This window comes from Anaerorhabdus sp. (assembly GCF_036641015.1).
Lineage (GTDB): Bacteria > Bacillota_I > Bacilli_A > Erysipelotrichales > Erysipelotrichaceae > Anaerorhabdus.
This window is the reverse complement of sequence record NZ_JAVWFO010000033.1, coordinates 1-20,142: the sequence shown is the minus strand read 5'-3', so window position 1 is coordinate 20,142 and position 20,142 is coordinate 1. Positions and strand designations below refer to the sequence as shown.

The window sequence follows — 20,142 nt, the reverse complement described above, 5'->3', positions numbered from 1 at the left end:
TAAAACATATGGAAAATGAATTCATTTGTAATCTAAAAACTTATCGCATTCAAGTAGGATTAACTCAAGAACAATTAGCTGATTTAGTAGGAGTTCGTAGAGAAACGATTATGCGACTTGAAAAAGCTCAGTATAACCCTTCATTAAAACTTGCGATTGATATTTCAAGAATCGTAAAAAAGCCAATAGAAGACATCTTTATATTCAAATAAAAGGAATTTCGATTCCTTTTTATTTGTTTATACTTTCCTCTATTAGCTGAATTGTTCTCTCAAGTCCAGCTTCTAAATACATATCTTTTGCAAGTTTTAAAACATTATCTTTATAAAATTCATAATTATTATCCAATTCTTGAATAGTTTTGATTAATCTCTCTATACTTAATTCGCTGGCTTGTATAGGTTTAGTACCTACATTTAAACGATAAAGATGATTTGCAAAAGATATCTGATCAAGTACATGTGGAATTGGAATAGAAGGTATACCATAATACATACTTGAAGCAGTAGTACCAAAACCACAATGATGAATAACCGCATAACCTTGTTTAAACAACCAACTATGAGGTACTGAATCAATTGCTATCATTGTTTCAGGTAATGTTACTAATTTAAGTGTCTTGTTAAAACCTTGAATAATTGCACGTTTGTTTGTTTTAGAAAACGCTTCGATAAAACAATTTAATTTATTTACTTCTTCTTTACTTTCAAATGACATTGCACCAAGTGACAATAAAATTGGCTTTTCACCTTGATTCAAAAACTGTTGTAACTCTAAAGAAGGTGTATAATCATCCTCTTCCAAGAACCAATAACCAATCACTTTATTTTTTTCATCCCAATATGGATTAGGTTCTAATACATATTTACTAATTGGTATTAAATTCAATTCTTTTGACATTACTTTATCCATCGATTTTACTTTTTTAAGATTGTACTTTTTTCTTATTTGATTATAGGGTCTTGCCATTATGGGATTAATAACCATTGCGAACACTTTATCTTTGAGCGTTTTCTTTTTCTTAGTTTCAGGTAACATTTCTGATTGTAGCGTTACATTAATTGTTTTAAGTTTTAAATATTCTGCTTCTGTTGCCCCCATTTGACTATGTGATATGATAATCAAATCTTTTCCCTTACAACATTCATAGATTTCATTTGAGGAACTATTAATCAATTTAAAAACAAAGTTCATTGTTTTCAACATACTTACCATTGGATTTTTACTCGTCCCACGTATCTTGGCTGCTTCTTTTTCAATATCAACATCTGGACCTATTGAAACAAAATGAATTCCATAACTTTCAACCAATTTACGCCAACAAGGATGAGTGCCTAAAGTTACATCAAATCCTTTGTTAATTAAACCTCTAGATAATACAATATAGGGCTGTATATCCCCTCTTGTCCCCATTGAAAATATGGCAATTTTTTGCATACATAACCCCTTCACTATAAAATATTCTCTATTTTATTTTGCTGAACTACTTTTTTACCCAGTAATGTTATTGCTTGTTTTGGACACTCATTAATACATCGATAGCACATTGTACATTGTTGTTTTGAAATTGCTTTATGATTTAACATTTCAATATTATGCATTGGACAATTTTTTGCACATAAACCACATCCAATACAATTATCATTTATTTTCAATTTATTAGAATATGTTTTTGTTTTAGATTTAAAATACAAACGTTGTCCAAATAACCCTAAACACCTTGAGCCAAAACTAAGACCAACTTGAGGATATTTATTATTTTTTATCCTCAATACAGTTTCACTTATTTTAGTTAATGCTTTTTGAATTGTTAGATGGTTCACTTCATTACTATGTTTTAAAACTTTTTCATCACAAATACTATCAGGCATTTTAATATGAATTCCACCTAGTATAATCGCGCCATGATACTTTAAAAGTCGAGCTAGCATACCACTACCATCACCACTAAACAAACCCATCGTTGCGATAATAAATACTTTTTTGTTTTTCCAAATCATTGAGTTATCATTTATAAAATCAAATAATATTTTTGGTATATTACTATATTGAACAGGATATGAAATATAGATACAATCTGCTTGAATAATTTCATATATGGCATTACAATCTTCTATCGATATTATTTTTGCATTTGAATCAACATTATTAACCAAACGTTCAACACAAAACTTTGAATTTCCTGTTCCACTAAAATATAGACCAATCATCCGCATTCTCCTTTATTTAATATACAACTATTTTTTTGATTCCAAATCCTGTATTGTTTGAATTGCGAATTTCCCTTGTACTACTGCTACTGGAGTTCCTCCTGGCATCATTTGCCATTGACTCGCAAGAATTATATTTTTTATCGGTAACGCATTATTCATAATCATCACCTGTTTATTTGTTGCAGTCATTGGATAAGACATGAATGATCCTTTGTATGCATTAACGTAATTAATATAAGTTTTTGGTGTTACTACATCCAATTCTTCTAACTCATTCGTATATCCACATTCATTAATAACAATATCTTTAAATTTCTTCGATACTTCACTTTTGAAATTTTGGTACTCTTCTTGACTCATCGTAGTCAATTGTTCCATCATGTCTTCATTTGTAATAACATTTACTTGAATCACTGTTTTACCATCATGAATAAGTGTAGGTTCATAACCATAATGTTTGATACCTATACTTGAAAACTTCTTGCCCAATATATCATATTCTTTTGTATGATAAAAAGAAGTTGAAACCGCATTACTTAGATCTTTATTCGTGCGATATATCACACTGATTAAACTAATTGTTTCATAATTTTGTTTATCTTGATCAGCATTTTTTAATTCTTTAATTTCAAATTGTTTATTTAATAATTTATCCAATAAAAAGTGCACATCAGTAGCTCCTATAATATAGTCACCTTCATGTATTGTCCCATCATTACATTGAATTCCTTTTGCTTCATTATCTTCAATAAGTATTTTATTCACTTCACAACTTAAATGAAGTTGACCACCTAAGCCCAAATATCGTTTAACAATTCTATCTACAAATGGTTTAGATCCCCCTTCAGGAACACCACTATTTTTAGAAACTAAACCTGCTATAGTAACTATATTTGAAGAAACATTATAGCAATCTGGAACAAGAGCATTCTTAAAGAAAAAGCGTAATTCTTCACTCTCAAATTGATTCGCAAAATCAACCATCGAAACATTACTATATGCTTTCATAACTTTAATTACTGGTATTGACTTGATGCCATATTTTATACCATCTACCATTGACCATAAATGAAATGGTTTTTCCGCAGGTACACCTGTGGAATTTTGAACACCAACAATTGATTTTAAAAACTTCTTGATGATTTTCTTATCATGAGCACTTGCATAACGATATAATTCATTTTCAAGTTTATTAATATCTGTATACATGTTGATTGTTTTATCTTGATAATGTACCTCATAGAAAGAATCACAATCATATAGTTTTACTGATTCGTCTAATGCACCGATTTCATTCCATATTTCAAATAGTTTTCCTTTTCTAGATTCTGTTAACCAATGTAAACATCCTTCGATATAACTTCCTTTACGTACCCACCCAGTACACAAACCACCAGCATTTGCATTCTTCTCAAATATTTCTACTTCATATCCTGCTTTTCTTGCATATATACCTGCCGTTAAACCTGCAAGTCCTGCTCCAATTATAATTATCTTCATCTATTTCTCCTCCGTCTTAAACAATGACATCAATGCATTAAATTGATTTGTTAATCGCTTTGCAACTTCATCCTCATTAATATTTACTAAACCTAGATTTATTGAACATGCTAAACCATAAGTATAGATAGCCATCTCTAAATGATACTCAGTACCTTGTTTATCAGTTAAGTGATAAACATTAGTAAGTACTTGTTGAATGTCGTTTTCATTAATATCTTTAAAGAATAATTCTTTACTTGTTTGTGGTTGCATATACAAATAGTTAAAAAGTCCTTTATACTCTTTAGCAAATTTAATATATCCCATCCCTACACTTAAATAAGATGAATATTTTTTACTTTCTCTGTAATACTCAACACAACTACGATATGTATTTTCTGCTTCAATCTTAAGCAATGATTTTAACTCATCCATGTTTTTGAATTCTGAATAGATTGGTTGTGTCGAACAAGTTAACTGCTGCGCTAATTTTCTAGCGTTTAGATTTTCAATTCCTTCATTTTGCACAATTGCTATTGCTGCTTGGAATATCTTTTCTTTTCCAATACTTTTATTTTTCGGCATATTTTCTCCTAAATATAACATCAGTTATATAACTATTGTTATTATATTATCAAAAAAATAAAAATCAACAAAAAAAGCACTATTTGTGCTTATTTCTTTAATTCCCTATTTACTCTATCTTTAATAGCATCTGGGATAAACTTACTAATGTCCCCACCATTGATAGCTATTTCTTTAGCAACCGAACTACTCAAGAATGAAAATTCAGGTCGAGCTACAAAGAAGAATGTTTCTATATTTTCATTCAACATCATATTTGCAGTAGCTTGTTGAAGTTCATATTCATAATCGGCTACCGCACGAATTCCTCGAATTAGTGCTGTTGCATTTAACTTTGTTGCAAAATCAACAGTTAAGCCATTACCAATAACGACTTTTACATTTGGTAAATCTTTAATACATGATTCTATCATTTCTTTACGTTCTTGCTCAGAAAATGTTACTTTCTTCTTTGGATTTACCATAATTGTGACATAAACCTCATCAAAAACTTTACTGGCTCTTTTAATTATATCTAAATGACCATTCGTGATTGGATCAAATGATCCTGGGTAACAAGCTATTTTCATTTTATTCCTCATTTCTTTTATAGATAACAATTTTTGTTATACCATAAATTGACTCTTTCTTAATTTTAAATGATTTATAATCATCCTTGAAACTATCTTCTTTCAAACCTTCACATATTATCAAATAATTACATAAACTATTATTATCAATTTTAGTAAGTATTTCATCATATGATATTTTACCATAAGGCGGATCAATATAGATCAAATCAAATTGTTTTTTATCATGAATACATTGATCAAGAGCTTTTGAATAATCCATACGATAAACCATAGCATGATCATTTTCTTTTAAAATATTGATATTTTCCTTAATAATTTTTATTGCATCAAAACTTGAATCTACAAAGATGCAGTGATCCATACCCCTTGACAGACATTCTAATCCTATTGCTCCTGATCCAGCAAATAAATCTAATGCTTCACCGCCTTCAAAATATGGACCAATTGAAGAAAAGATAGATTCTTTGACTTTATCTAGAGTAGGTCTAGTTACTTGACCTTCCAATGTTTTTAAAATACGAGAACGATGTTTACCAGCTACTATTCTCATTCAATCTCTCCCGTTCTATATCTTGATATTACAGCTTGAGAAATACCAATCGCAACCATGATTGACATAGTACTCGAACCACCATAAGAAATCATCAACAACGGTACTCCTGTCAAAGGTATTAAACCAGTAACTCCTCCCACATTAAAGATAAAATGAACTAAGATGTACATGGCAGTTCCAATTAAAATAACTCTTCCTTTTTCACTCTTCATCTTGAATGCATATTTAAATAATCTAAACATAATTAATGCATAACAAGTGAAAATTATCAAAAAGCCTAGAAAACCAAGTTCTTCAACTACAATTGCAAGAATAAAGTCAGTATTTGCTGCTGGAAAGTTTGTGTATTTACGAACCGAGTTACCAAATCCAACCCCAAAAAATCCTCCTGATGCAAATGAAACTAACCCATTTACTAATTGGTACCCTGATCCATATTTATCTGCAAACGGATTAACCGCTGATAAAATACGATTTTTTTGATATATTGCCAAAGGAAGATGTTCTACAAAATTTACTCCAATTGGTGAAATTAAAAATACAACCCCCACGATACCCAATACAATTAATATGAAAACAACTTTTTGATATTTGACTAATTGTGGATGCTGTGGAATCAAGAAGATAATAACCGCAATTGCTAACATAACGATCATTGATCCAAAGTCTGATTGTAAAAATCCAACAATAAACGCAAAAATTGCAATAATGATTGCTGGTGTTTTAACTAATTCCCAATTCGTGGATGCTTTTTGTTTTAAATCACATAAATAAACAGCGACAACTAGCATAATGGATATTTTTGCAAACTCCGAAGGTTGAATAGTAACTTCTCCACCAGGCATCGGAATACGAATCCACGCCTTAGCTCCCCCTACTGATCCAAACATTAAAGCAAATAGTAAAGCTCCAACAGTACCTAAAACAATTAACGATATTGAATTTCTTAAACGTTGAAATGTAAACGCCTTAGCAACTAATAACATAGCTACATAACCAACAACAGAGAATACGATTTGTTTTGCAACAACACTGACTAGATAAATTGTATTACCTGCAGCTAACCCCATTGATGCGCTCGTAATCATTACTAAACCAAAAAACACTAAAATAAGTGTCGCAAAATGAATATATCGGTCATACAAATACGGCATTTTTAAAGCACCGGATTTTCTTTTTTTCTCCACTTATTTCACCTCTTATGGTATTTTAACATAAAATAAGGAGACTTTTAGAACATTTATCTTTAAAATTTCTAAAAATTTGTTATTATTATATATGAGGTTTTAATATGGAAATAAATAATAATACAATTGTTAAGGACACAGATCCAAAAGTAAGAGAAAAATCTTTTCCTGTTGCACTACCTTTGAGTCATGAAGATAGAGAAACTTTGGAAAGTATGTTAATATACGTTAAAGAGTCAATCATACCTGAAATTGCAGAAGCTAAAGATTTAAGGCCTGCAGTTGGGATTTCAGCTATTCAAATTGGAATACCTAAACATTTAATTGCTATTTCACTTACCGACTATGATAAGAATGACAAAGAAATTCATTACGAATTTGCATTAGTGAATCCAAAAATCATTTCAAGTTCAGTTCAACCTGCATATCTTGAAGGTGGTGAGGGATGTCTATCAGTACAAGAAACCCATCAAGGTTATGTTGTTCGTAGTGCAAGAGTGAAAGTAGAAGCTTATGATATGTTACAAGATAAATACATAACAATTAAAGCTAATGGTTATTTAGCTATTGTTTTACAACATGAAATAGATCATTTATCAGGTGTATTGTTTTATGACCACATTAACAAAGAAGAACCCTTCAAGAAAATTGAAGGAGCATTAGTTATATAAAGAAAGAGGAATTTATGAAAGAAACAAATAATACAGGAACAAGATCACGCAAATCTAAAAAAAGTGATGTTCCAGTAAATACAAAAGAACACAAAATCAATACGCACACTGATACCTTTATCTATGCATTAGGTGGTTTAGGTGAAGTTGGTAAAAACATGTATTGTGTTGAGCATGACAATGAAATTATCATTATCGACTCAGGGGTACGTTTTCCAGAGGATAGCTTACTTGGAGTAGATTATGTTATTCCTGATTATAGTTATATCCTTAAGAATCAAGCTAAAATTAAAGCGCTTATTATAACACATGGTCATGAAGACCATATTGGAGGTATACCTTTCTTACTTCAAACATTACGTTTGGATAAGATCTATGCTCCTCGATTTGCAGCAGCTTTAATCAACAAAAAATTAGAAGAAAGAAAACTATCAAAAGCATGTAAAATTGTAGAAATTAATGATGAAACAAGAATTTCTACAAAATACTTTTCTGTAGGATTCTTTAATACTGTACATAGTATTCCTGATTCATTAGGGGTTTTAATTAATACTCCTAATGGAAGAGTAGTCCACACTGGTGACTTTAAATTTGACTTAACCCCTATTGGTTCTAACTCTGACTATCAAAAAATGGCTTATATTGGACAAATTGGTGTAACTGTATTGCTTAGTGATTCTACTAACTCTGGTGTTGCAGGATTCTCAATATCTGAAAAGAAAGTAGCTCAAGCTATTCTTGAACAAACTCGTAAAACACCTGGTCGTCTACTAGTTTCAACTTTCGCAAGTAATGTTTTACGTGTAGGACAAATTTTAGAAGCTGCTGTTGCGTGTGGACGTAAAGTAGCAGTATTTGGTCGATCAATGGAAAACGTCGTTGAAATAGGCCAAAAACTAGGTACAATCAAGATTGATAAGAGTCATTTTATTACTCCAGCAGAATTAAATACGCTACCTGCTAATAAAGTATGTATTGTATGTACTGGATCTCAAGGTGAACCACTTGCTGCATTAAGTCGTATCGCTAATGGAACACATCGTTTTATTAAAATAATCCCTGGTGATACCGTTATATTCTCAAGTAGCCCTATTCCAGGTAATACAAATAGTGTTGGTGCTGTTGTAAATCAATTAACACGTGTTGGAGCTAACGTATTAGTTAACTCTCCACTTACATCGTTGCATACAACTGGACATGCATCCCAAGAAGAACAAAAACTAATGTTGCAATTAATTAAACCGAAATATTTCATGCCAATTCATGGTGAATATAAGATGTTAGTACAACATACAGAAACAGCTGTTGAAACAGGTGTCCCTAGAGAAAATTGCTTTATTTGTAGTAATGGTGATGTTCTTGTCATGAGAAATGGTGAATGTTTCTTAAGCGATGAACGTATTCAAACTGATGATATCTATGTAGATGGAAATGATATTTCAGGTTTATCTACATCAGTAATCAAAGACCGTCAATTACTTGCAGATAATGGTTTAGTTGCTGTAATTGTTACAATTGATTCACGTTACAATAAAATCTTATGTAGACCTAATATTGTAAGTCGTGGTTTTGTATTTATTAAAGAAAGCCAAACATTATTAAAAGAAGCAGAAATCGTAGTCTATGATTCACTAAAAAAGAAGATGGAAGAACGAACAACATTTGGAGAACTTAAGAACTGTATCCGTAGTTCATTAGAACCATTCTTATATAAGAAAACAAATCGTAATCCAATTGTAATACCAGTTATCCTAAATCAAAAAGCCGCAATGTTAGCACTACAAAGCAATGCTAAAAAGCGACCTAGTAAATCTAAAGAAGCATAAAGCGTTTGTCAAATGACAAACGCTTTTCTTTATATTTGTTTACACACATCAACCCACTCATATTGAGCCATAATCATCTTAAACTTATCTAAAGTTAATTCAACGATGCAATGTTCATTACCACCACCAATATATAACATTTGATTCTCTAGTAGTGAGGTATCTAAATATATTTTTACATTATCTTTAGTTGCAAATGGGCAAACTCCACCAACATCATGTCCTATCAAAGGTTCAACTAAGTCATAAGGAATCATTTTAGCTTTTTTATGAAATTTCGTAGTATACTTTGAGTTATCTATTTTCCTATCGCCTGCCATAACAACAAGTATTGGATTATCATCTATTAATAATGACAGTGATTTAACAATTTCTTTTGGTAAGCAACCAATTGCTGCAGCAGCTAATTCAACTGTTGCGCTTGATTCACCCAAATCTTTTACACAATCAAGTAAACCAATTTTTTCAAAATAATTTTTAACGTTTATATATGACATATATACCCCCATAAAAATATAAATAAAGAAGTGTATTAACTACACCTCTTCTTTGTTTATTAGTGAACTAAATATTTGAATCTTATGTGATAACTCAGGATAACGTGCATCTGTTTTAGGCATAACACTTTCAATCATTTTGTATGTCTTTAAACTTTCCTCAAGATAATCTATAAATAAATCACTTCGTTCTTTCATAAGATGAGGACCAAACATCACATGTAAATCACTATATGATGAATGATAATTAGTATTGAAAACAACAATTTGATAGAAGCGATCATCATATACCAATTTCTCTGCAGTAATTGTAAAGTGATGATCAGATATCCATCGTCTAAGATCTATAATATCTTTATTTACTTGAACAATAATTTGTTTACATTTATATAAATGTTCCATACCATCTTCAAGTATTACTCTTGCAGTTCCAAATCCCATACCAGCTAATATTGCAGTATCAATATCTTGCGGTACATTTTCAAAACCATTAGATTTAATTACTTCAATATAATTAGTTAGTCCTTCATTTTCAATATTGGTTCTTGCTATCTTACAAGGCCCATCAATTACATCACAAGCATAACATTTTGGTGATATGCCCTCTTTAACTAATGCAATCGGAACAAATGCATGATCAGTACCAATATCCGCAACAACACTACCGGGTTCTACTAGACTTTTAATAGCAGCTAGTCTTAAATTCAATTCTTAACCCTTATCTACAAAGTCACGTAAACGTTTAGAACGTGTTGGATGTTTTAACTTACGTAAAGCCTTTGCCTCAATTTGACGAATTCTTTCACGTGTTACATTAAATTCTTTACCAACTTCTTCAAGTGTTCTTGTACGTCCATCATACAAGCCGAAACGAAGACGTAAAACTTTTTCTTCTCTTTCTGTTAATCCTTGTAGAACCATGTTAATTTCATCTTTTAATAATTGATTATTTGCGTATTGATCAGGACTTAATGCATCTTTATCTTCAATGAAGTCACCCAAGTGAGAATCATCTTCCTCACCAATTGGTGTTTCCAAAGATACTGGTTCAAGAGCAATCTTTTGAATTTCACGAACTTTTTCAGGACTAATTCCATCCATCTTAGCAGAGATTTCTTCTGCTGTAGGTTCTCTTCCTAAATCTTGTACTAATTGTCTTTGAATACGAGTTAGTTTATTAATTGTTTCTACCATATGTACTGGGATACGGATTGTTCTTGCTTGGTCAGCGATAGCACGGGTAATCGCTTGACGAATCCACCACGTAGCATAAGTACTAAATTTGAATCCTTTTGTATAGTCAAACTTCTCTACCGCTTTAACAAGACCCATGTTACCTTCTTGAATTAAATCAAGGAATAGCATACCTCTACCTACATATTTTTTAGCAATAGATACTACTAAACGTAAGTTAGCAGATATAAGAATACGTTTTGCTTCTTCATCGCCTTCTTCTATGCGCTTCGCAATTTCAGGTTCATCTTCAGCTTTTAATAAAGGAACACGTCCAATTTCTTTTAAATACATTTTTACTGGATCATTTATTCTAATATTTGTTGATTCAGCATAATTAATTTCAAGCGTTGGCTTTTCAATTTCTTCTACTTCATCTTCGATTTCTTCTGCATCATCACCGATAAATTCTAATACATCTTCAGTATCGCCAAGTTCTTCTGCTATATCTTCATCTTCAGAAATTGTAATTTCTTCATTAGCAAACCATTCATATAAATCTTCCATATCAGTATCATTTAAATCTAAATGATCTAATGCTGTTAATATATCATTTTGATAAATTACTTTATCTTCTTTAAAGACATCTTTAAAGTCTTCTTTTAATTCATCCAATGTTTTTAATTGTTTAGTTTTACCTTTACCTTTATAAACATCAATTTTTTTAGTTTTATCTTTTTTCCCTAATTTAGGTGTGCTATCTTTTATTTCAACTTTTTCAATTACAGTTTCCAACTTATTCTTTTCTTCCTTTTCTCGTACATTTCTAACAGCCTTCTCAACTTTAGGTTGATTAACTGTTTTCTTTGTTTTTTCTACAACCGTAGGTTTAACTACTTCTTTTTTAATAGGTTTCACAGGTTTAGTCTCTACCTTTACTTCTTTTTTAACAGAAGTTTTTTTAGGTTCTACTTTCTTTGGTTCAACCTTTTTACTTGTTTGTTTCACTTTTAAAGTCTCAACTTTTTTAGTTGGCTTCTCTGGTTCTTTCTTTACTTCTTTTTTAATAGGTTTACTAATAACTTTCTTAGCAACAGGTTTTACTACTTTCTTAGTTACTGTCTTCTTAGGGGCAGGTTTAACAGCACCTTTTTTAGGTGTCTGTTTAACAGCTACTTTTTTCGTAACTGTTTTTTTCAATGAAGCAGCTTTTTTAGGCTCTACTTTTTTCACAGTTGCCTTTTTTATAGGAGCCTTCTTTGTTGTAACTTTAGTAACTACCTTTTTCGCTATCGCTTTTTTAGGTGTTTCTTTTTTTGCTATTGGCTTTTTAACCACTGCTTTTTTTGTTTCAACTTTCTTTGCAACTACTTTTTTTACTACTTTTTTAGGTTCTGCTTTTTTAGTAACAACTTTTTTAGCTACTGGTTTCTTAGCTGTTTTAGATGCTACCGTCTTGCTTTTTACGACTTTCTTCATCGACATACCTCCTAAGTTCAACTAAACTATTACTATATTCTTGCATAAGTGCTATACGACTTTCATCATTTGTAATGGTACTAATTTGCTTTTTAAGGTTATTAACCTTCTCTTCTAGTAACCATTTCTTGATTCTATCAATTGCACCTATCAAAATATCTTTTGAATAACTTTGTGGAAGTGATTCGGAAGTTGTAAGTTCAAGCAAATAGCGCTTTAAATCTTCATTCTTCAATGCATCCATAAAGTCTGCCAGAATAATCTCATCATTTTTCCTATACTCATCAAGTATCATCATTACAACTTTTTGTTGTTTATCTCCGGTTAGAAATCCCAATTTTTCTTTGAAGATGTAAGAGGCATCAATGCTCAATAGCATTTGAGACACTACAATATCTTCCGCTGCAATTCTACCATCAATAGTTTGAGCTATAGGTTTTACTCTTTTTACCTCAACATTTTCTTTTCTTGAAGTGACTTGTGTTTCATTCAACATTGATTGAAAATTAAAACCAGTCATTGTTGATAATTGATGAGTAAAATTTTGTCTGTCAAAATCGTCATTTAATAGTTTAATCTCACCCATCACTTCCTGCGCAAATTCTTTCTTACTAGAATAATTTGTTAAGTCATATTTTTTTGATAAATAATCAAAGACAAATTCAATCCAACTAATTGGTTTTTTTACCATGTCTTGTAATTTTTCAAATCCATATTCCTTAATAATTTCATCAGGATCGTGCTCTGTTTTATTTGAAACGATTTCAACTTTACAACCCAATTCAATAGCCATCTTACATGCTTTATAGGTTGCTGCTTGTCCAGCTTTATCTCCATCGTAGCAAAATCTAATCGTTGAACTGCATTGTTTCAATAGCTTTAGCTGATTGGTCGTACATGCGGTTCCTAATGTTGCACAAACATTTGTAATGCCTGCTCGTGCAAATGCTATAACATCGGTTACACCTTCAACTACAAGTACATATCCTAACTTTCTCGCATCGTTTTTTGCTCGATGATAGTTATAGACAGTATTTCCTTTTACATAAAATTCTGTTTCAGTTGTATTAATATATTTACTTGGATTACTTGGATCCATTGTTCTTGCACTAAAACCAATTGGATTCCCCTCTACATCATGTATTGGAAAAGTAATTCTTGAAGTAAACACATCATGCAATCCTGAACTAGTAATTTTAGTTAAGTTAGTTGCAACACAATCTGTGTCTTTGTAACCTTTAGCATTTAAAAACTTATATAAATTATCAGATTCGTCATTGTAACCAATTTCAAACATCTGACTAATTTTTTCATCAATACCACGCTTTTTTAAATATTCTTTTGCCAGTGCACCATTTGCTGAGTTAAGCGTGTACATCATGTATTGAATTGCTTCATTCATGACTTTGTACCCAGCTTCTTTATGTGGATCCACTTGTTTTACAAAATCTGTTGCATTTACTTGTAAAGGAATACCTACAAGTTCAGCAACCTTGACTACTGCTTCTGGGAAACTAACATGTTCATATTCTTGTACAAACGTAAACACATTACCACCAGCTCCACAAACAAAGCATTTATATATTTGCTTGTCTTGTGAAATAGATAAAGATGGATCATGATCATCATGAAACGGACAAACCGCCGTAAATGACTTACCTTTTTTGACAAGCGGAACAAATCGTCCAATAATATCCGCTATATCTGCGCTACTACGTACTTTACTAATATCTTCATCACTTAAGCGCATGAGGAACCCTCCTTTTAAAACTTGATTGCTTTAGAAATATATTCTTTAACTTCAGTTAACGGAATTCTCTCTTGTTCCATAGAATCACGATGACGAATTGTTACACAACCATCTTGTTCTGTTTCAAAATCAATAGTTATACAGAATGGAGTACCAATAGCATCTTGTCTACGATAACGTTTACCAATACTTCCTGCTTCATCAAAATCACAAGTAAAGTCGCTAGCAAGTTCCGCGTATAATTCACGACCTTTTTCACTTAGTTGTTTTGATAAAGGTAGAATGCATGCTTTAATAGGTGCTAATGCTGGTGAGAAATGCATAACGATACGTGAATCATTTTCGCCTAAATCTTCTTCATCATAAGCTTCACAAAAGAACATTAAGAATAAACGTTCAACACCTACTGCCGGTTCTACACAATAAGGAATGTATTTTTCATTTGTTGTTGGATCTAAGTATTCCATTGATGTTTTAGAATGTTCCATGTGTCTTGATAAATCGTAGTTAGTACGGTCAGCAATTCCCCATAGTTCACCCCAACCAAATGGATATTCATATTCAATATCACAAGTACCTACAGAATAAAAACTTAATTCTTCTTTTGCATGTTCACGGAAACGTAAGTTTGTATCACTTCCACCATTCAAAGATAAAATCCAATTCATACAGAATTTCTTCCAATAGTCATACCACTCTAAGTCAGTACCAGGTTGGCAAAAGAATTCCATTTCCATTTGTTCAAATTCACGAACACGGAATATAAAGTTACCTGGAGTAATTTCATTTCTGAATGACTTTCCTACTTGTCCAATACCAAATGGTAATTTTTTACGCATTGAACGTTGCACATTTTTAAAGTTAACAAACATTCCTTGCGCTGTTTCTGGACGAAGGAAGATTGTATTTTTAGAATCTTCTAGTGTTCCTTGAAATGTTTTAAACATCAAATTAAATTGACGTATATCAGTAAAGTCATGCGCACCACAATCAGGACAAGCAATATGATTATCCTTGATGTATTGCATCATTTCATCATTTGACCAGCCTTCTGGGTTCACAGCACCATTTGAGAATTCTTCAATTAAATGGTCTGCACGATGACGTGTTTTACATTTTCTACAATCCATAAGTGGATCACTAAATCCTGTTAAATGTCCTGTTGCTTCCCAAACTTTTGGATTCATCAAAATTGCTGATTGAATACCAACATTGTATGGACTTTCTTGGATGAATTTTTTCCACCAAGCTTGTTTAATATTTCTTTTTAATTCTGCCCCTAAAGGTCCAAAATCCCACGTATTACTCAAACCACCATAAATTTCAGAGCCTTGAAATACAAACCCTGAATTCTTCGCATGATTTACAATCTTCTCAAATGTTTTTTCAGCCATATTTTCTCCTCTTTTTACAAATTAATTCTACTGTATAATATACCATATTTTAAGGCTTTCAGTCAATTTATGAGCGGCTTAACTTCTTTTCTAGAAATAGGTTCTTAATTATAACTCCCGCAAGACATCCCACTATAAATCCTAAAATGTGAATTGCTGCAAAAACAGCAGCAGATAAGTTGTAGTATAGAAACATTGTAGGAACAAAGGCAATACCTACTAAAAGTGGATAAAACCAATGTGGTTGCTCAATTGAAGTATATAGCACCCCTAATATAATTGTAATTATTGGCATAATAACAAGCATCAAAAGTGTTTCATTAGGACTACCACGAAAAAGTAAAGGCAATGCATAAAAGTTCAAACAAACGCCACAGAAATTTAATAACAATGTTTTACTCTTCATATTATTCCTCCACCAATTTCTTTAAGAACTGCCATGAGGCAGAATCAAGTCCACTATGAACTCTTAGAAACTCAATCATTGTTTGACAATCAGTAAATGTCCATGGTCCATATCCCTTTAATAACTCATAATGTTCAATGTTTGCCTTATTAATTAAGCGAAATCGTTTTAAATCCATTTGAAAGTTATTTATGTTTTCACACTCATTCAAACACTCGCTACATACGAATCCACCCTCTTCAATACTTATACGATGAACTTTGGTACTTCCACACAACACGCACTCATCAACAACAGGTGGAACACCCAAGTGAATACACATTTGTGCTAAAAATAACGATAATACCAATTGATGTTGTTTCTCAATGTTTAGTTTTTCTAAACAAAACGATAAAAGTTCATACAAAGAATGATTAATTTCATCATCTACTCCTGATGGTAAGCTTTTATCAACAAGTTCACAGAGTACCGAAGCTATATTCATTTTTTCTAAATCTTCTTGAATATGTCTATTAGATACTTTTAACGATGCATTTTTTATAGTAAACATCGATTTATCTTCAAGATAATCAAAGCAGAATTCACTAATCACATAAGGCATACAAGCTATTGATGATTTACTAGTCATCTTCTTTACACCTCTAGCTACAAAAGTAAGTTTTCCATACTCTTCTGTTAAAACGGTTAAAAGAGCATCATTTTCACGATACTCTGATTGTTTTAGTACAAGCCCTAAAACCATCTCATTCATCATCAACCTCGATTTGAATATAGCCTAATTGTTGAAGTTTACTCTTACGATTACGCCAATCCTTTTCAACCCTCACAAAACATTCAAGGTAAATAGTTTCACCTAAAATACCTTCAATATCTTTCCGTGCTTGAGTTCCAATTTCTTTTATCATCGATCCTTGTTTCCCAATAATAATTCCTTTTTGACTATCTCTTTCGACAAGGATTAAAGCATTAACAAGTAATTTACCTTTTTTTCTTCCCATTCTTTCAATTACAACTGCAACTGAATGAGGAATTTCTTCATCTGTTAAATGCAACACTTTTTCTCTTATTAATTCAGCGATTATGAACTGTTCAGGATAATCACATACTTGGTCTTCAGGATAATATTGAATTCCATCTTCCATATAATTTTTAGTGTGTTCAATTAACTCTGCAACATTGGTATTTTCTTTTGCTGATATTGGGAAAATTTCCGCAAAATTATAGCGTTTATTCCATTCCAATAAACTATCCATAACTTTATCTTTACTCATTAAATCAATTTTATTTAGAATTAAGAATACTGGTAATTTCTTATCTTTTAATATACTTAATACAAATTCATCTCCGCCACCAAATGGTACACTTCCATCTATAATCAAATAGATGCAATCAACACCACTAATAGCAGAAAATGCTTCTTTATTCATTTGTGTACCTAATTCATGTTGTGGCTTATGAATACCAGGAGTATCTACAAAAATAATTTGTGATTCTTCATCTGTTCTAATTCCTCGAATTTGATTACGTGTTGTTTGAGGCTTCGGCGAGATAATCGCAACTTTTTGTTGTAGTAAAGCATTTAATAAAGTACTCTTTCCCGCATTGGGTCTACCAACTAACGCTACAAACCCTGATTTCATTTCAAATCTTCTCCACTAAATTGCATTGGTAATAATTCACGAATTGTTTTAGTCACAGTTTCTTTTCCATTTGATAGAATAATTGGTGCATCTTGATCCAATAATTCTGATAATACTTGTCTACAAATTCCACACGGTGCTCCAATACGATCACCATCAGTCACAATGGCAATAGCTTCAATATCATTCTTGCGGTATCCATTAGAGTATGCCGCAAATATTGCACTACGCTCACCACAGTTAGCAGCACCATATGATGCATTTTCTATATTAGCACCTTTAAAAGTTGTTCCATCTTTACATAAAACACACGCACCTACATGATAATTTGAGTAAGGTGCATAGGCATTTTCCATAGCTTCAAAAGCTTCATCCAAAACTGATTGATATTTCATTTTACCCTCCTATATGATTTAACAAAATCATTACTCCTAATACCAACGAAACAGTTGCAGCAAATAATACTGCACCCGCTGACATATCTTTAATTGATTTAATTCTTTCATCAAATTCTGTTGTATAAACATCGCATATTTTTTCAATACATGTATTTATTATTTCTGTTGTAATCACTAATCCACAACAAACACCTACAACCAACCATTCTTCATATGTAAATTGTAATGCGAATGCAACTAGTATAGTTCCTACCATTAGTATCATTTGTATTCTGACACTACGATGATAAAGCGTCTCAATAAATCCATTGAACGCAACTTTAAATTTATTCATTATCTAGATACCACCGGATCTAAAATTTTATTTTGTAAATCAAACATTTTCTTTTCATCTTTTTTATTCATGTGATCGTATCCCAAACAATGCAATAATCCATGAATAAACAAGAAACATATTTCTCTTTCTTCACTATGTCCATAAGATTCAGCTTGTTCTTTTACAGCATCAACATTAATAAAGACATCACCTAACTCTTTAACTTCTTCTTCAAGTTCATAATCATCTTCACTATCACAAATTGCGAAACTAATAACATCTGTAGGTCGATCAATTTGTCGATAAGCTAAATTGATTTCATGTATTTTTTTAGTTTTTACCAAAATCACAGAAATTGAAATATCTTCTGTAATTTTAAGTTTTTCACATGTGCGTTTTGCCAATTCTTCAAAACGTGCATAATATTGTTTCCAAGAGGCATCTCTTGTCTTATTTACTATTGTACAAATCATATTTACGCCCTCACTTATTTATTATACCACTCAAATACCCTTTGATGCATAACGGTCTATAATTTTTTGAACAAGTGGATGACGCACAACATCATCACTAGTAAGATACATTATTTTGATCTCATCAATGCCTTCCAACAACTTGGCAGAATCAACTAACCCCGATATCATACCACGTCCTAAATCAATTTGGGTGATATCACCAGTAATCACCATTTTTGAATTAAAACCTAATCTTGTTAAAAACATTTTCATTTGTGATGCAGTAGTATTTTGAGCCTCATCTAGAATAACAAAAGCATCTTCCAATGTTCGCCCACGCATATAAGCAAGAGGCGCAATCTCAATAATACCCTTCTCAATGTATTTTTCTGTTTGTTCAGCACCTAACATTGCATGTAAAGCATCGTATAGTGGAGTTAAGTATGGATCTACTTTTTCTTTCAAATCTCCTGGTAAAAACCCAAGGCTTTCACCCGCCTCAACTGCAGGACGTGTTAAAACTATTCGTTTTACATTCCCTTTTTTTAGCATGCTAACAGCTTCAATTACCGCAAGATAAGTTTTCCCTGTTCCAGCAGGCCCTATTGCAAAAACAATATCACTACTCTCAATAGCATTTATAAAATGATATTGTCCTATAGTCTTAGGCGCAACTATTTTTCCTGCCAACGTTTTTCCAATAACCTTCTTATGTAAATCAATCCAAGTTTCAGTTTCATTTTTGCTCACTAAACGATAAGCATACAAAACATCTCTTTCCGATATTTCTTGATTCTTTTTAACGACCTCAACCAAAGCATTTAACACTTCTTTTATTTTAGCTAACGTATTTTCATCACACTTATCAATTATAAATTCATGATTTCTAAATACGATTTCTTTATCAAAACATTTTGATAATACTTCTAAATTTCGATCTTGTGGTCCTAGTAGTTTAACCGCCTCATCCGCAGTTAGTTCTTCAAAAATTAAAATCTTTTCATTAGTCAAAGGATAATCCTCCCTCTATGTTACTATTTTAACAAGAAAATGATTCATTGCCAAACTATTCTAAGTACCATTAAACACATATGATAAAAGTTTTACCACATATCTACTTCCATACCATTGTTTGTTCCATATATTTGTGAAATAATTACCATTCTCTTGATTTTTATTGAATATAATGTTATTTAATAATTAAAGGAAAAGAGTGAAAATATGAATAATAAACGTAAAAATGGGTTCACTTTAATTGAACTCATTGTTGTTATCGCTATTTTAGCTGTACTTGGGATGTTACTAGTACCTCAAATATCAGGTTACATCGATGCATCACAATCAGCTACTTGTGCAAATAACAGAAAACTCATTGAGCGTTCTATAGCCCTATCCGAAGCAAATGACGTTGACCCCACTACTTTAACCACCTTAGATGCTATTAAAGCTGCAAACGGAAGTATCTACAAAGGCGGGGAAGTATGTCCAAAAAACGGTAAAATATCTATTAACAATCGAAAAGTAACATGTGAACTTCACAAGGAT

23 protein-coding genes are annotated in these 20,142 nt (G+C 31.6%); 4 read left to right on the top strand and 19 right to left on the bottom strand.

Annotation, left to right across the window (positions count from 1 at the left end; genetic code table 11):
- Positions 1-212 (top strand): helix-turn-helix transcriptional regulator (locus RR430_RS06160; protein ID WP_442879634.1); only part of this gene is annotated, 212 nt, incomplete at its 5' end.
- Positions 213-231: 19 nt separating this feature from the next.
- Here the strand turns inward: RR430_RS06160 and RR430_RS06155 are convergent.
- The 7 genes from RR430_RS06155 to RR430_RS06125 all read right to left on the bottom strand — a co-directional run bounded on the left by RR430_RS06155 (position 232) and on the right by RR430_RS06125 (position 6,592).
- Entirely contained in the window at positions 232-1,437 is a 1,206-nt protein-coding gene (locus RR430_RS06155) for a glycosyltransferase (protein ID WP_332508783.1), read from the bottom strand.
- Positions 1,438-1,451: 14 nt separating this feature from the next.
- A complete protein-coding gene (locus tag RR430_RS06150; RefSeq protein WP_332488132.1) occupies positions 1,452-2,210 on the bottom strand; it encodes an EFR1 family ferrodoxin in 759 nt (252 codons plus the stop codon).
- Between the two features lie 27 nt (positions 2,211-2,237).
- Positions 2,238-3,713, bottom strand: a complete 1,476-nt coding sequence (locus tag RR430_RS06145) for a phytoene desaturase family protein (protein ID WP_332488133.1) — start codon at positions 3,711-3,713, stop codon at positions 2,238-2,240.
- Complete coding sequence (locus RR430_RS06140; RefSeq protein ID WP_332488134.1) at positions 3,714-4,280, bottom strand: hypothetical protein; 567 nt, start codon at positions 4,278-4,280, stop codon at positions 3,714-3,716.
- An 89-nt stretch (positions 4,281-4,369) separates the two neighbouring features.
- Positions 4,370-4,849: a pantetheine-phosphate adenylyltransferase gene (gene coaD, locus RR430_RS06135; RefSeq protein ID WP_332488135.1), complete on the bottom strand. Its 480-nt coding sequence runs from the start codon at positions 4,847-4,849 to the stop codon at positions 4,370-4,372.
- A 1-nt stretch (position 4,850) separates the two neighbouring features.
- On the bottom strand, positions 4,851-5,402 hold the full coding sequence (rsmD, locus tag RR430_RS06130; RefSeq protein ID WP_332488137.1) for a 16S rRNA (guanine(966)-N(2))-methyltransferase RsmD: 552 nt from the start codon (positions 5,400-5,402) through the stop codon (positions 4,851-4,853).
- The gene (locus RR430_RS06125; protein ID WP_332488139.1) at positions 5,399-6,592 is read right to left on the bottom strand and encodes an FtsW/RodA/SpoVE family cell cycle protein; all 1,194 of its coding nucleotides are present in this window, start codon (positions 6,590-6,592) and stop codon (positions 5,399-5,401) included. Before RR430_RS06125 ends, rsmD begins: the two co-directional genes overlap by 4 nt.
- 104 nt (positions 6,593-6,696) lie before the next feature.
- Here RR430_RS06125 and def point away from each other — a divergent pair, with 104 nt between their 5' ends.
- Complete coding sequence (gene def, locus RR430_RS06120) at positions 6,697-7,263, top strand: peptide deformylase (RefSeq protein WP_332488141.1); 567 nt, start codon at positions 6,697-6,699, stop codon at positions 7,261-7,263.
- A 14-nt stretch (positions 7,264-7,277) separates the two neighbouring features.
- Positions 7,278-9,089 (top strand): ribonuclease J1, encoded by a 1,812-nt coding sequence (gene rnjA, locus RR430_RS06115; protein WP_332488142.1) that lies wholly within the window; start codon positions 7,278-7,280, stop codon positions 9,087-9,089.
- A 29-nt stretch (positions 9,090-9,118) separates the two neighbouring features.
- On the opposite strand, the gene RR430_RS06110 is transcribed toward rnjA, so the two are convergent.
- The 12 genes from RR430_RS06110 to RR430_RS06055 all read right to left on the bottom strand — a co-directional run bounded on the left by RR430_RS06110 (position 9,119) and on the right by RR430_RS06055 (position 19,608).
- On the bottom strand, positions 9,119-9,586 hold the full coding sequence (locus RR430_RS06110; RefSeq protein WP_332488143.1) for a YbaK/EbsC family protein: 468 nt from the start codon (positions 9,584-9,586) through the stop codon (positions 9,119-9,121).
- A 39-nt stretch (positions 9,587-9,625) separates the two neighbouring features.
- Positions 9,626-10,294 (bottom strand): tRNA (adenine(22)-N(1))-methyltransferase, encoded by a 669-nt coding sequence (locus tag RR430_RS06105; RefSeq protein ID WP_332488145.1) that lies wholly within the window; start codon positions 10,292-10,294, stop codon positions 9,626-9,628.
- A gap of 3 nt (positions 10,295-10,297) precedes the next feature.
- Positions 10,298-11,479 (bottom strand): RNA polymerase sigma factor RpoD, encoded by a 1,182-nt coding sequence (gene rpoD, locus RR430_RS06100; RefSeq protein ID WP_332488157.1) that lies wholly within the window; start codon positions 11,477-11,479, stop codon positions 10,298-10,300.
- Positions 11,480-12,200: 721 nt separating this feature from the next.
- Positions 12,201-13,988 (bottom strand): DNA primase, encoded by a 1,788-nt coding sequence (dnaG, locus tag RR430_RS06095; RefSeq protein WP_332488146.1) that lies wholly within the window; start codon positions 13,986-13,988, stop codon positions 12,201-12,203.
- Between the two features lie 14 nt (positions 13,989-14,002).
- Complete coding sequence (locus tag RR430_RS06090) at positions 14,003-15,382, bottom strand: glycine--tRNA ligase (RefSeq protein WP_332488147.1); 1,380 nt, start codon at positions 15,380-15,382, stop codon at positions 14,003-14,005.
- A 67-nt stretch (positions 15,383-15,449) separates the two neighbouring features.
- Positions 15,450-15,788 (bottom strand): hypothetical protein, encoded by a 339-nt coding sequence (locus RR430_RS06085; RefSeq protein ID WP_332488149.1) that lies wholly within the window; start codon positions 15,786-15,788, stop codon positions 15,450-15,452.
- A 1-nt stretch (position 15,789) separates the two neighbouring features.
- Complete coding sequence (gene recO, locus RR430_RS06080) at positions 15,790-16,539, bottom strand: DNA repair protein RecO (protein WP_332488150.1); 750 nt, start codon at positions 16,537-16,539, stop codon at positions 15,790-15,792.
- Complete coding sequence (gene era, locus RR430_RS06075; RefSeq protein WP_332488151.1) at positions 16,532-17,428, bottom strand: GTPase Era; 897 nt, start codon at positions 17,426-17,428, stop codon at positions 16,532-16,534. The genes recO and era overlap by 8 nt, the downstream gene beginning before the upstream one ends.
- Entirely contained in the window at positions 17,425-17,823 is a 399-nt protein-coding gene (cdd, locus tag RR430_RS06070; RefSeq protein WP_332488152.1) for a cytidine deaminase, read from the bottom strand. Before cdd ends, era begins: the two co-directional genes overlap by 4 nt.
- 1 nt (position 17,824) lies before the next feature.
- Positions 17,825-18,160 carry a diacylglycerol kinase family protein gene (locus RR430_RS06065; protein WP_332488153.1) on the bottom strand — a complete coding sequence of 112 codons (336 nt, stop codon included), beginning with the start codon at positions 18,158-18,160 and terminating at the stop codon, positions 17,825-17,827.
- The gene (gene ybeY, locus RR430_RS06060) at positions 18,160-18,615 is read right to left on the bottom strand and encodes an rRNA maturation RNase YbeY (RefSeq protein ID WP_332488154.1); all 456 of its coding nucleotides are present in this window, start codon (positions 18,613-18,615) and stop codon (positions 18,160-18,162) included. Before ybeY ends, RR430_RS06065 begins: the two co-directional genes overlap by 1 nt.
- Before the next feature lie 30 nt (positions 18,616-18,645).
- Positions 18,646-19,608, bottom strand: coding sequence for a PhoH family protein (locus tag RR430_RS06055; protein ID WP_332488155.1), 963 nt, complete (start codon positions 19,606-19,608; stop codon positions 18,646-18,648).
- 210 nt (positions 19,609-19,818) lie between these two features.
- Between RR430_RS06055 and RR430_RS06050 the strand changes: the two genes are divergently transcribed.
- A partial coding sequence (locus tag RR430_RS06050; protein WP_332508782.1) for a type II secretion system protein occupies positions 19,819-20,142 on the top strand: 324 nt, incomplete at its 3' end.

Coding starts and splice junctions, on each gene's coding strand:
- RR430_RS06145 (WP_332488133.1), bottom strand. CDS start 3,713: ATGAAGATAATTATAATTGGAGCAGGACTTGCAGGTTTAACGGCAGGT.
- cdd (WP_332488152.1), bottom strand. CDS start 17,823: ATGAAATATCAATCAGTTTTGGATGAAGCTTTTGAAGCTATGGAAAAT.
- coaD (WP_332488135.1), bottom strand. CDS start 4,849: ATGAAAATAGCTTGTTACCCAGGATCATTTGATCCAATCACGAATGGT.
- RR430_RS06065 (WP_332488153.1), bottom strand. CDS start 18,160: ATGAATAAATTTAAAGTTGCGTTCAATGGATTTATTGAGACGCTTTAT.
- RR430_RS06090 (WP_332488147.1), bottom strand. CDS start 15,382: ATGGCTGAAAAAACATTTGAGAAGATTGTAAATCATGCGAAGAATTCA.
- RR430_RS06140 (WP_332488134.1), bottom strand. CDS start 4,280: ATGCCGAAAAATAAAAGTATTGGAAAAGAAAAGATATTCCAAGCAGCA.
- rsmD (WP_332488137.1), bottom strand. CDS start 5,402: ATGAGAATAGTAGCTGGTAAACATCGTTCTCGTATTTTAAAAACATTG.
- rnjA (WP_332488142.1), top strand. CDS start 7,278: ATGAAAGAAACAAATAATACAGGAACAAGATCACGCAAATCTAAAAAA.
- RR430_RS06155 (WP_332508783.1), bottom strand. CDS start 1,437: ATGCAAAAAATTGCCATATTTTCAATGGGGACAAGAGGGGATATACAG.
- def (WP_332488141.1), top strand. CDS start 6,697: ATGGAAATAAATAATAATACAATTGTTAAGGACACAGATCCAAAAGTA.
- era (WP_332488151.1), bottom strand. CDS start 17,428: ATGAAATCAGGGTTTGTAGCGTTAGTTGGTAGACCCAATGCGGGAAAG.
- recO (WP_332488150.1), bottom strand. CDS start 16,539: ATGAATGAGATGGTTTTAGGGCTTGTACTAAAACAATCAGAGTATCGT.
- ybeY (WP_332488154.1), bottom strand. CDS start 18,615: ATGATTTGTACAATAGTAAATAAGACAAGAGATGCCTCTTGGAAACAA.
- dnaG (WP_332488146.1), bottom strand. CDS start 13,988: ATGCGCTTAAGTGATGAAGATATTAGTAAAGTACGTAGTAGCGCAGAT.
- RR430_RS06085 (WP_332488149.1), bottom strand. CDS start 15,788: ATGAAGAGTAAAACATTGTTATTAAATTTCTGTGGCGTTTGTTTGAAC.
- RR430_RS06150 (WP_332488132.1), bottom strand. CDS start 2,210: ATGATTGGTCTATATTTTAGTGGAACAGGAAATTCAAAGTTTTGTGTT.
- RR430_RS06110 (WP_332488143.1), bottom strand. CDS start 9,586: ATGTCATATATAAACGTTAAAAATTATTTTGAAAAAATTGGTTTACTT.